This is a genomic window from Streptomyces tibetensis (genome assembly GCF_007655005.1).
GTDB classification, from domain to species: Bacteria; Actinomycetota; Actinomycetes; order Streptomycetales; family Streptomycetaceae; genus Streptomyces; species Streptomyces tibetensis.
The window spans coordinates 336,808-348,624 of record NZ_SZVW01000007.1; the positions used below are offsets into that span (position 1 = coordinate 336,808).

Annotated in this window: 11 protein-coding genes; 9 read left to right on the plus strand and 2 right to left on the minus strand. The window is 71.5% G+C overall.

Annotated features, from left to right (window positions below; all coding sequences use genetic code 11):
- Positions 1-27 precede the first annotated feature (27 nt).
- Entirely contained in the window at positions 28-483 is a 456-nt protein-coding gene (locus FDO69_RS14940) for a metallopeptidase family protein (protein ID WP_078885356.1), read from the minus strand.
- 295 nt (positions 484-778) lie between these two features.
- Between FDO69_RS14940 and FDO69_RS14945 the strand changes: the two genes are divergently transcribed.
- The 8 genes from FDO69_RS14945 (at position 779) to FDO69_RS14980 (ending at position 9,328) form a co-directional block, all read left to right on the plus strand.
- Positions 779-1,201 carry a DUF3499 domain-containing protein gene (locus tag FDO69_RS14945; protein WP_053675638.1) on the plus strand — a complete coding sequence of 141 codons (423 nt, stop codon included), beginning with the start codon at positions 779-781 and terminating at the stop codon, positions 1,199-1,201.
- Between the two features lie 305 nt (positions 1,202-1,506).
- Complete coding sequence (locus FDO69_RS14950; RefSeq protein ID WP_104780277.1) at positions 1,507-2,871, plus strand: phosphomannomutase/phosphoglucomutase; 1,365 nt, start codon at positions 1,507-1,509, stop codon at positions 2,869-2,871.
- 70 nt (positions 2,872-2,941) lie between these two features.
- A complete protein-coding gene (locus FDO69_RS14955; protein ID WP_104780278.1) occupies positions 2,942-3,112 on the plus strand; it encodes a Trm112 family protein in 171 nt (56 codons plus the stop codon).
- Between the two features lie 166 nt (positions 3,113-3,278).
- Complete coding sequence (locus tag FDO69_RS14960) at positions 3,279-4,406, plus strand: SIS domain-containing protein (protein WP_104780315.1); 1,128 nt, start codon at positions 3,279-3,281, stop codon at positions 4,404-4,406.
- A 52-nt stretch (positions 4,407-4,458) separates the two neighbouring features.
- Positions 4,459-5,610 carry a mannose-6-phosphate isomerase, class I gene (manA, locus tag FDO69_RS14965; protein ID WP_104780279.1) on the plus strand — a complete coding sequence of 384 codons (1,152 nt, stop codon included), beginning with the start codon at positions 4,459-4,461 and terminating at the stop codon, positions 5,608-5,610.
- A 152-nt stretch (positions 5,611-5,762) separates the two neighbouring features.
- On the plus strand, positions 5,763-6,743 hold the full coding sequence (locus tag FDO69_RS14970; protein ID WP_104780280.1) for a cation diffusion facilitator family transporter: 981 nt from the start codon (positions 5,763-5,765) through the stop codon (positions 6,741-6,743).
- A 362-nt stretch (positions 6,744-7,105) separates the two neighbouring features.
- Positions 7,106-8,563 (plus strand): adenosylhomocysteinase, encoded by a 1,458-nt coding sequence (gene ahcY, locus FDO69_RS14975; RefSeq protein ID WP_104780281.1) that lies wholly within the window; start codon positions 7,106-7,108, stop codon positions 8,561-8,563.
- A gap of 150 nt (positions 8,564-8,713) precedes the next feature.
- The gene (locus FDO69_RS14980; RefSeq protein ID WP_104780282.1) at positions 8,714-9,328 is read left to right on the plus strand and encodes a hypothetical protein; all 615 of its coding nucleotides are present in this window, start codon (positions 8,714-8,716) and stop codon (positions 9,326-9,328) included.
- 43 nt (positions 9,329-9,371) lie between these two features.
- Here the strand turns inward: FDO69_RS14980 and FDO69_RS14985 are convergent, their stop codons facing one another.
- Positions 9,372-10,391, minus strand: a complete 1,020-nt coding sequence (locus FDO69_RS14985; protein WP_104780283.1) for an RDD family protein — start codon at positions 10,389-10,391, stop codon at positions 9,372-9,374.
- A 128-nt stretch (positions 10,392-10,519) separates the two neighbouring features.
- On the opposite strand from FDO69_RS14985, the gene FDO69_RS14990 reads away from it, so the two are divergent.
- Complete coding sequence (locus FDO69_RS14990) at positions 10,520-11,527, plus strand: stage II sporulation protein M (RefSeq protein ID WP_104780284.1); 1,008 nt, start codon at positions 10,520-10,522, stop codon at positions 11,525-11,527.
- Positions 11,528-11,817 lie beyond the last annotated feature (290 nt).

Below are 11,817 nucleotides of genomic sequence, written 5' to 3' on the forward strand. Positions count from 1 at the left end.
TGTCTCAGCCCTGGCAGGCCGACCCTCTCAGCCCTGGTCCTCGCCGTACCGCGGATCCACCGTCTCCGGAGTCAGCCCGAGGAGCTCGGCGACCTGCTCGACGACGACCTCGTGCACCAGAGCCGCCCGCTCGTCGCGCCCCTTCGTGCGGATCTCGACCGGCCGTCGGTAGACGACCACGCGCGCGGGGCGTCCTTCGCGCGCGCTGATCGTGCCGCCGAGCGGCACGGCCTCGTCGTTCCACGCCTGGCCGGGCCCGTCGAGCCGCGGCACCTCGAGGACCAGGAAGTCGATGTCGGCGAGTTGCGGCCACCGCCGCTCCAGGCGCTCCACGGAGTCCTGCACCAGATCGGCGAACGCCTCCGCGCGGCTCGCGGCGAGCGGCACCTGCGGCGGTGCGATCGGGCCGCGCATGCCCCGACCGTGGCGATCACGTCGGCGGGGCCCGGGGGCGGCGGCACGGGGCGTTACGGGCTTGTCCATCACTGGTGAAGGGTAGTCCCCGCCGCGCTCCCGCGCCCGGCACCGCACGACGGCACGGGCGGCTTCCGGCCGCCGCCGTGCGGCATGTCGCTACATGACCATTCAAGCCAAGGTTGGGCTCAAATCCGTATCCCGTCGAGAGCGGGCCTCTCACGGTATTCGAGGGTTTTGTGATGACTCTTGATCGCTTGCGAGGTCGAACTCCCTCTCGGGCGCCGATGTCCTGGCAGGTCAGAAAGGCGCGCCCGAAGGGGTGTGTGCGGTGTTTCACAGCACGACACGGGGGAGTGACCTGGTGGAGAGTCGTCGCGGCCCGCTCAAGAGTGCGGTACCGTCCAACGTCGTGAGCCCTGTACGTCGCTGTTCGCGCACCGCCTGCGGCCGTCCCGCCGTCGCGACGCTGACGTACGTCTACGCCGACTCGACCGCGGTCCTCGGCCCGCTCGCCACCTACGCCGAACCCCACTGCTACGACCTGTGCGCCGAGCACTCCGAGCGCCTCACCGCCCCGCGCGGCTGGGAGGTCGTCCGGCTCCTCGACGGTTCGGCCCCGGCCCGCCCCAGCGGCGACGACCTGGAAGCGCTCGCCAACGCCGTGCGCGAGGCGGCCCGTCCGCAGGAGCGTGCGGCCGAGGCGGGCGGCGCAGGCCGCGGCGCCGACCCGAGGGAGGTCGCGCGGCGCGGCCACCTGCGGGTCCTGCGATCGCCCGACAACTGACCCCGCCCCCCGAGCTCCTCACGCGCGACCCACGACCCATAGGCGCGAGCTTGGCGCGGACATGGTTACCCGCCCCTGCACCGGTCCTTCGGGCGGCTCTCGCCCGACCCGCGCATCCAAGCTCTCGGGAACCGGGCCCGCTGCCGGTGACGTGCGTGATCGTGGTCGGCGCACCCCGGCCCTGACTGCAGGGCCGCCCTGACCTGAGGTTACGGCTGGGAGTCCTCTTGGAGTCCGCCCGGTGCGTTGCCGGTGGGCGAGGGTAGTTTGGGCGGACCGACAGTACTTTTTCAGGAAGGTTGGCCGTGGCTGCTGATCTGTCGCAGGTCGTGAAGGCGTACGACGTACGCGGGGTCGTCCCCGACCAGTGGGACGAGTCCCTGGCCGAGCTCTTCGGAGCGGCCTTCGTGCGGGTCACCGGCGCGAGCGCCATCACGACCGGGCACGACATGCGGCCCTCCTCCCCGGGCCTGTCGCGGGCCTTCGCACGCGGGGCGGCAGCCCTGGGCGCCGACGTGACGGAGATCGGCCTCTGCTCGACGGACCAGCTGTACTACGCCTCGGGCGCTCTGAACCTGCCGGGCGCCATGTTCACCGCCTCCCACAACCCGGCGCAGTACAACGGCATCAAGATGTGCCGCTCGGGCGCCGCTCCCGTCGGGCAGGACACCGGTCTCGCGCAGGTCCGTGAACTGGTGGAGCGCTGGAGCGAGTCGGGCGCCCCGGAACCGGCCGCGAAGGCGGGCGTCATCACCGGCCGTGACACGTTGTCGGACTACGCGGCCCACCTGCGCTCCCTGGTCGACCTGACCTCCATCCGCCCCCTGAAGGTCGTCGTCGACGCGGGCAACGGCATGGGCGGGCACACCGTCCCCGAGGTATTCGCCGGCCTGCCCCTGACCCTGGTGCCGATGTACTTCGAGCTCGACGGCACCTTCCCCAACCACGAGGCCAACCCCCTCGACCCGGCCAACCTCGTCGACCTGCAGAAGCGTGTCCGCGAGGAGGGCGCCGACCTGGGCCTCGCCTTCGACGGCGACGCGGACCGCTGCTTCGTCGTCGACGAGCGCGGCGAGCCGGTCTCCCCGTCGGCGATCACCGCCCTGGTCGCCGCCCGCGAACTGGCCCGGCACGGCGGCAAGGGCACGATCATCCACAACCTGATCACGTCCTGGTCGGTGCCGGAGGTCGTCGAGGAGAACGGCGGCAGCCCGGTCCGCACGCGCGTGGGCCACTCCTTCATCAAGGCCGAGATGGCCCGCACCGGCGCGATCTTCGGCGGCGAGCACTCCGCGCACTACTACTTCCGCGACTTCTGGAACGCCGACACGGGCATGCTCGCCGCCCTGCACGTCCTGGCGGCCCTGGGCGGCCAGGACGACCCTCTGTCCGCCCTCGTGGCCCAGTACGACCGCTACGCCGGCTCCGGCGAGATCAACTCCACGGTCGCCGACCAGCAGGCCAGCCTCGCCGCCATCCGTTCCGCGTACGGGAGCCGCGAGGGCATCACCCTCGACGAGCTCGACGGCCTCACCGTCTCCTCCGCCGACTGGTGGTTCAACGTCCGCCCGTCCAACACGGAGCCGCTGCTGCGCCTGAACGCGGAGGCGAGGGACGCCGGCACGATGGCCCGGGTGCGGGACGAGGTACTGGGAATCATCAGGGGCTGAGGCCCCGCCCCCACCGGCGGTAACCTGACCAGGCACGACCTCAAGCGCCCGCACCCCCGGAGGAACCCCTATGCCCCTCGAATCCGGCCTCCTCGAGATCCTCGCCTGCCCGGCCTGCCACTCCTCCCTCACGGAGCAGGACGCCGAGCTGATCTGCACCGACGCCGGCTGCGGCCTGGCCTACCCCGTCCGCGACGGCATCCCCGTCCTGCTCGTCGACGAGGCCCGCCGCCCCGCGTGAGAGCCGGGTGCCGGATTCCTGATCCGGCACCGCGCACAGCGGCTGTCTCGACCAGGCGACCGCCTTCACACGCAGCCGCGCGACACCCGACGCACATGACCCCCGGCCCAGCGGGCACGATCCAGGACACCCTCACAACGGACCCCGGCGATGGGAAATGCCGCCCATGCTCGACGAATCGCTGCTCGACTCTCCTGAGGGCCTCGCCGAGGCCGACCACCGCGGGCTGCTCCGCGGCGCCGCGGAAGCCGGCGCCCGCGTGCGCACAGCCGCCCGCCACGCCGCAGAGGCCGGCGTCAACGACCTCAAGCCGGACGGCCGCCCCCGCGCCGTCCTCATCGCCGGCCCGGGTGCCGCCGCCACCCACGCCGCCGACCTCATCGGCACGCTCGCCGGCGCCGGCAGCCCGGTCACCCGACTCGCCCCCACCGGCGTCGCCCCGGCCGCGGGAGCCCTGCGGTGGGAACTGCCCGGCTGGGTCGGCTCCGTGGACCTCCTGCTGATCACCACCCCGGACGGCACCGAACCCGGACTGTCGCTGCTCGCCGAGCAGGCGTATCGCAGGGGCTGCACCGTCGTCGCCGTGGCCCCCGCAGGTACCCCGCTCGCCGACGCCGTGGCCGGTGTGCACGGCCTGTTCGTCCCCGTGGCGACCGCCCCGTACGACCAGGACGAGCCGTTCGCCGCGTCCGCCCCCGGCGTCCTGTGGGCTCTGCTCACCCCGCTGCTGGCGCTCCTGGACCGCACCGGCGTGCTCGCCGCCCCGCCGGACGCCCTCGGCAAGGTCGCCGACCGGCTCGACCGAGTCGCCGAACGCTGCGGCCCGGCCATCGCCACGTACAGCAACGCCGCCAAGACCCTGGCCGCCGAACTGGCCGACGCGCTGCCCATCGTCTGGACCGAAGGCACCTCGGCAGGGCCCGCGGGCCGCCGCTTCGCCGCCGCTCTCGCCGAGCTGTCCGGCACCCCCGCCGTCGTCGCCGAACTCCCCGAGGCACTCGCCGCCCACAGCGCCCTGCTCGCCGGCCCCCTGGCCGCCAGCGCCGACCCCGACGACTTCTTCCGCGACCGCGTCGAGGAACCACCCGCCCTGCACGCACGCGTGGTGCTGCTGCGCGACCGCCCCATCGGCGGCCTCACCGCCGCACCCGGCGCCCGCGACCTCGCCCTGAGCCACGACACACCCATCAGCGAGCTCGAACCGGAGGCCGGCGGCGAACTGGAGACCCTCGCCGAGCTGATCGCCATCACGGATTTCGCCGCGGTTTACCTGGCGCTCGCTTCGAGGGCCTGATCTTGCCCGGGACACCCTGACGCGACCGCCCCCGCACAGCAGAGAGAACTCCATGGACCGCCTCGACAACACCGTCCGCCCCTACGCCTGGGGCTCCCCGACCGCCATCCCGCAGCTCCTCGGCGTCGAACCGACCGGCGAACCGCAGGCGGAGATGTGGATGGGCGCCCACCCGGGCGCACCCTCGCGCACCGGCCGGGGCACGCTCGTCGAGGTCGTCGACGCCGACCCCGAGAAGGAACTCGGCCAGGCCGCCGTCGCCAGGTTCGGCCCCCGGCTGCCCTTCCTCCTCAAGATCCTCGCCGCGGGCGCCCCGCTCTCCCTCCAGGTCCACCCCGACCTCGCCCAGGCGCAGGAGGGTTACGCCGACGAGGAGCGGCGCGGCATCCCCGTGGACGCCCCGCACCGCAACTACAAGGACGCCAACCACAAGCCCGAACTGATCTGCGCCCTCACCGAGTTCGACGGCCTGTGCGGCTTCCGGGCCCCCCTGGCGGCAGCGGCTCTCCTCGACGACCTCGGGGTCGACTCCCTCAAGCCCTACGTCGACCTGCTCCACGCCCACCCCGAGGACGCCGCCCTGCGCGAGGTCCTCACGGCGATCCTCACCGCCGACCCCGACGAGATGTCCCGCACGGTCGCGGAGGCCGCGACCGCCTGCACCCGCCTCGGCGGCGCCTACGCCCCCTACGCCGACATCGCCCACCACTACCCGGGCGACCCCGGCGTCCTCGCCGCGATGCTGCTCAACCACGTCCGGCTCCAGCCGGGCGAGGCCCTCTACCTCGGCGCCGGCATCCCGCACGCCTACCTGAACGGCCTCGGCGTGGAGATCATGGCCAACTCCGACAACGTCCTGCGCTGCGGCCTCACCCCCAAGCACGTCGACGTCCCCGAACTCCTGCGCATCGTCCGCTTCCTCCCCAGCGACCCCGGCGTCCTGCGCCCCGAGGCCTCCCCGGACGGCGAGGAGGTCTACGAGACCCCCATCGACGAGTTCCGCCTCTCCCGCTACGTCCTCCCCGAGGCGGGCGCCGCCCACGACCTCACCCGCCCGACCCCGCAGATCCTGCTCTGCACGGCCGGCACCGTCCGGGCCGGCGAGCACGACCTCACCCCCGGCGCGTCCGTCTTCGTCCCCGCAGGCGAAAAGGCCGAAGTGTCCGGAACGGGAACGCTTTTCCGGGCCACCGTCGTCGCCTGACCGTTTCGAGGGCCCCGTGCTGGTGACCTGACTCACCGCTGTCACGGCGGGCTGCAACAATGGCCCACCGTCAAGCACGGGCAAAGCCACGGGCGCGCACCAAGGCGGTCGCCCGGGCCCTGGAACGGCGTACGAAGGGACAACGCGGACATATGAGCGCGTCAGGCGGTACCAAGGCGATCGTGGCGGCATTGGGCGCCAACCTCGCGATCGCGGTGGCGAAGTTCGTGGCGTTCCTCTTCAGCGGCTCGTCGTCGATGCTCGCCGAGTCCGTGCACTCCGTCGCCGACTCCGGCAACCAGGCGCTGCTCCTGGTCGGCGGCAAGAAGGCCAAGCGCGAGGCCACCCCCGAACACCCCTTCGGCTACGGCCGCGAGCGCTACATCTACGCCTTCCTCGTCTCCATCGTGCTCTTCTCGCTCGGCGGCATGTTCGCCCTCTACGAGGGCTACGAGAAGATCAAGCACCCGCATGAGCTGACGCACTGGTACTGGCCCGTCGGCGTCCTGGTCTTCGCGATCATCGCCGAGGGCTTCTCCTTCCGCACGGCCATCAAGGAGTCCAACACCCTCCGCGGCCACCGCTCATGGAAGGACTTCGTCCGCCACGCCAAGGCCCCCGAGCTCCCGGTCGTCCTCCTGGAGGACCTCGGCGCGCTCATCGGCCTGGTCCTCGCGCTCGGTGGCGTCGGCCTCGCCCTCCTGACCGGCGAGAGCGTCTGGGACGGCATCGGCACCCTCTGCATCGGCGTGCTGCTCGTCCTGATCGCGCTGGTCCTCGCCGCCGAGACCAAGTCCCTGCTGCTCGGCGAGTCCGCCGGCGCCGAGGAGACCCGGAAGATCGAGGCCGCCGTCGTGGACGGCGACACGGTCACCCGCATCATCCACATGCGCACGCTCCACCTCGGCCCCGAGGAACTCCTCGTCGCCGCCAAGATCGCCGTCCAGCACGACGACACGGCCACCGAGATCGCCACCGCCATCGACGCCGCCGAGGCCCGCATCCGCGACGCCGTCCCGATCGCCCGCGTGATCTACCTGGAGCCGGACATCTACAGCGAGAAGGAAGCGGCCAAGGGCCCCGACCCCGAGGCCTCCCCGGGCGGCCCCGCCCCCCATCCCGCCGAGCACTGACCCTCCCTCTGAGGCCCACGGGGCCCGCCGAACCACTCGGCGGGCCCCGTCCGGCTTCCCGGCTCCGCCACGCGGCTCGTCGTCCCTTCCGTCCTCCGATCCGTCACATGATCGGCTCGATGTGTTCGCCCACGGACTGGGGATCGCGCCCGCGCCCGGTGTAGCTTGGGACGGAGCCAGACGTCGCTGCTGATGGCGGTCGGGCGGTCCCCAAGCGGACCGACCGAGGGAGAGAGGGCCTCCGACGGACTGCGCTGCGCGTACGCGGGCATGCCTGTGTCCTCTTTCGGGCACCCCTGTGTCCGCCGCCGCGCAGACCAGCCGTACCCACCCTCGACCCACACCCCGAGGAGCAGCTCGCAATGACGACTGTCGAGAACCGACAGGACTTCAAGGTCGCCGACCTCTCCCTGGCCGAGTTCGGCCGCAAGGAGATCACCCTCGCCGAGCACGAGATGCCGGGCCTGATGGCGATCCGCAAGGAGTACGCCGACGCGCAGCCCCTGGCGGGCGCCCGTGTCACCGGCTCCCTGCACATGACGGTGCAGACCGCCGTGCTCATCGAGACGCTGGTCGCCCTGGGCGCACAGGTCCGCTGGGCGTCCTGCAACATCTTCTCCACCCAGGACCACGCGGCCGCCGCCATCGCCGTCGGCCCGAACGGTACGCCCGACAGCCCGCAGGGTGTGCCGGTCTTCGCCTGGAAGGGCGAGACCCTTCAGGAGTACTGGTGGTGCACGGAGCAGGCGCTGACCTGGCCGGACAGCCCCACCGGCGGCCCCAACATGATCCTGGACGACGGCGGCGACGCCACCCTGCTGGTCCACAAGGGCGTGGAGTACGAGAAGGACGGCAAGGTCCCCTCGCCCGACACGGCCGAGTCCGACGAGCACCGCGTCATCCTGGAGCTGCTGACCCGCACCCTGGGCGAGAACCCCCAGAAGTGGACCCAGCTGTCCTCGGAGATCCGCGGTGTCACCGAGGAGACCACGACCGGTGTCCACCGCCTGTACGAGATGCAGCGCGACGGCGTCCTGCTGTTCCCGGCGATCAACGTCAACGACGCCGTCACCAAGTCGAAGTTCGACAACAAGTACGGCTGCCGCCACTCCCTGATCGACGGCATCAACCGCGCCACCGACGTCCTCATCGGCGGCAAGACCGCGGTCGTCTTCGGCTACGGCGACGTGGGCAAGGGCTGCGCGGAGTCCCTGCGCGGACAGGGCGCCCGGGTGATCGTCACCGAGATCGACCCGATCTGCGCCCTGCAGGCCGCGATGGACGGCTACCAGGTCGCCACCCTCGACGACGTCGTGGACAAGGCCGACATCTTCATCACGACGACCGGCAACAAGGACATCATCATGGCCTCGGACATGGCCAAGATGAAGCACCAGGCCATCGTCGGAAACATCGGCCACTTCGACAACGAGATCGACATGGCCGGCCTGGCGAAGATCCCCGGCATCGTCAAGGACGAGGTCAAGCCGCAGGTCCACACCTGGACCTTCCCCGACGGCAAGGTGCTCATCGTCCTGTCCGAGGGCCGTCTGCTGAACCTGGGCAACGCCACCGGCCACCCGTCGTTCGTGATGTCCAACTCCTTCGCGGACCAGACCCTGGCCCAGATCGAGCTGTTCACCAAGCCCGACGAGTACCCGACCGGTGTCTACGTGCTGCCCAAGCACCTCGACGAGAAGGTCGCCCGCCTCCACCTCGACGCGCTCGGCGTGAAGCTGACGACGCTCCGCCCCGAGCAGGCCGAGTACATCGGCGTGAAGGTCGAGGGCCCGTTCAAGCCGGACCACTACCGCTACTGAGCCGATACCGCTACTGAGCCGAGCAGCACCGCTGCCGGCCGGCCGGTAACCGGTCAGATCCCCGAGGCAGGCCCCCGCACCCCCGTGCCGGGGGCCTGCCCCGTTCGCCCGGCCGGCGACCGGCCCAGCCCGTCAGGACCCAGGACTCCCATGCCCCGCGGCCGCTATTCGCTCCACGATCCGCACGATCACGCCCCCCTCGCAGACGAACACTTCCAATGCGCCCCCGGCCCCTCCGGCTGGCGCTACGTCTCTCAGCTGACCACCCCCGCAGGCGATCACCACGGCTCCGTCGACCTCACCCTCGACGAACTGGGCCGACCCATCCGCCTCGAACTGCACGCCGCCGCCTGGCAGGTCCGCGGCGCAGCCCTCGACGGCGTCACCTGGGTGCGCACCGACCCCACCGGAACCGAGGCCACCGAAGGCAATGTGCGCGCCCACGCCTTCACCGGCACATCCCCGGCGTTCCTCGTCGCCACCGCCCGTCTCCTGCGCCTCACCCCCTCCACAGCGGCCACCCGCGTACGCCTCGTCGCCTTCACGGACCCGGTCCTCGCCCCCCGCACCCTGGACCAGTCCTGGACCTTGCTGAAAAGCGAAGCACACGCCACTGACAACGGCCCCCTGACCGTGGACGAATACCAGGTCACAGCCCTGGACACAGGCGAGCAGCACGCCGTGCACATCGCCGGGGACGTGGTGCTCGCGGCCCCCGGCATCGAGCTCGAAGACCTGGAATCACCGCCGTCGGTGTTCACCTGAGCAGGCGGCCGCGTTCCGCCGGCGCCGCCTGCCCCGCAGGGCACTACGCCGGCGGCACGAACCCGGTACGGGGCCGCTCGCCGGCCGAAACCTCCGGTGGCACCGTCGGCTTTGCGGGCCGCTCCCCGTCGGACGGCTCGGACACCACCTCGGGCACCGCCCCAGCCGGCGGTCGGAAGCCGGCCGCGGCGCTGTCCACGGCGGGAGCATCGGCCGTGGCGACCGGGTCGGCGGGCACCGGGTCGGCGGGTACCGGATCGGCGGGTACCGGAAGGGCGGCTGCCGTCGCCGCCGGGACCGTCCCGTTGACCGTCCCGTTCCCGAAAGCCCGCCGGGCCTCCCGCGCCTGCCGTTCCTGCACGACCGCCGCCAGATACGCGGCCGGCGGCACACCGTGGGGCACCGGAGCCCCCGTGCGCTCCGCCAGATCCGACGCCAGTCGCTCCGCCATCGACCAGCCCACCTGCGGATCCAGCTGCTGCATACGCGTCAGGTACTGCCGGACGGCGAGCCACAACCCGTCGGGCACCGCCGACAGATCGAGCTCCGCGAACCGCCCGGACAGCCAGGGCGGAGGAGGCGGCACGAAACCGGTCCGCGCCACCGGAATCCGCTCCCGCACGACGAGCGTCCCCGCGAACACGTCTCCCAGCCGCCGCCCGCGCGCCGACACGAACGAGGCGATGCAGGCGACGATCCCGAAGGTCATGAGGATCTCGATCACCCCGATCAAGCCCCTCACCAGCGCATGCCGGAACCGGATGGGGCCACCGTCGTCCCGCACCACCCGCAGACCGCACGCCATCTTCCCGAGCGACCGCCCATGACTGAGCGTCTCGACCGCGATCGGCCCACCCACCAGCACGAGAACGAACGACGCGATGGACAGTGCCGTCTGCGCCGCCTCGTCGAGGGAGGTTGTGGAGGTGACCAGCACGATGGTCACCGCGACGTAGACGGCCATGGCCGCCATCAGATCGAGCAGCACGGCCAGCGCCCTGCTGGGCAGCCTCGCGGGGCGTAGCTCCAACGCCACAGCCTCGCCCGTCACCAGCTCACTCACGCCCGCCGTCCTTCCCCTGCCCTGCCCCCGACAGGGCCAGTCTGCCAAGCTGAGGGCGCATCGCACCGTAGTACGACAAGCTGATCCACGACGAGCCTCCGACGACCAGCCGAGGAGCAGGCACACCGATGGACCTCGACGTCTTCGTCTCCGCCCACCGAGCGGAGTGGGACCGCCTCGAAGCCCTCCTCCGCCGCCAGCGCCGCCTCGACGGTGCGGAGGCCGACGAACTCGTCACCCTCTACCAGCGCACCGCCACGCACCTCTCCCTGATCCAGTCCAGTGCCCCCGACCCGCAGCTGACCGGTCGGCTCAGCCAACTCGTGGCACGCGCGCGTAGTGCCGTGACAGGCACCCGCCGCGCCTCCTGGCGTGACGTCACCCGCTTCCTCGCCCACGGTTTCCCCGCCGCCGTCTACAAGGCACGGCACTGGTGGGTGCCCACCGCGCTCCTGTCCACGGCCGTCGCCACCCTCCTGGGCTGGTGGATCGGTACCCACCCCGAAGTACAGGCCTCGATCGCGGCTCCCAGTGAACTGAGGGAGCTCACCCGCCCCGGTGGCCAGTACGAGACGTACTACTCCAGCCATCCGGCCGCCAGCTTCGCCGCCCAGGTCTGGACGAACAACGCCTGGGCCGCGGCCCTGTGTCTCATCCTCGGAGTCTTCCTCGGACTTCCGGTCCTCTGGATCCTCTTCCAGAACATGCTCAATCTCGGTGTCGGTGTCGGCCTGATGTCCTCGGCCGGCCGCCTCGACACGTTCCTCGGCCTGGTCCTCCCGCACGGCCTCCTGGAGCTGACCGCCGTCTTCGTCGCAGCCGGCACGGGCCTGCGCCTCGGCTGGACACTCATCGACCCCGGCCCGCGGACGCGGCGCACGGCGCTCGCGGAGGAAGGCCGAGCGGCCATAGGCATGGCCATAGGCCTCGCCCTCGTCCTCTTCGTCTCGGGCGCCATCGAAGGCTTCGTCACCCCGTCCGGCCTCCCCACCTGGGCCCGCATCACCATCGGCGTCGCCGCCGAAGTGGCCTTTCTGGCCTACGTCTACGTCCTGGGCGGCCGGGCCGCCCGCGCGGGGGAGACTGGAGACGTCGAGGCGGCGGAACGCAGCGCGACGGTCCCGACAGCCGCCTGATCGTGCCGCCGACCGCCGGATGTGCGACCACGTCCGTTCAACTGCTAGTCTCCTCTTCGCCCCACAGGAGCCGTTGACACGGTGAGTGTGGGGAGGTAGATTCGAACAGTTGCCTGGAGATGGGCTCTAGCCCCAGACCAGTCACGGTGAACATCTACTTGCTTCTTGAAACGTTGCTTTCATTGAAGCCTCTCCCGATGAATCGGAAATGAGCGGCCGGTCAGACCGGCCAAAAACTTCTGATAAAGTCGGAACCGCCGGAAAGGGAAACGCGGAAGCGGGAACCTGGA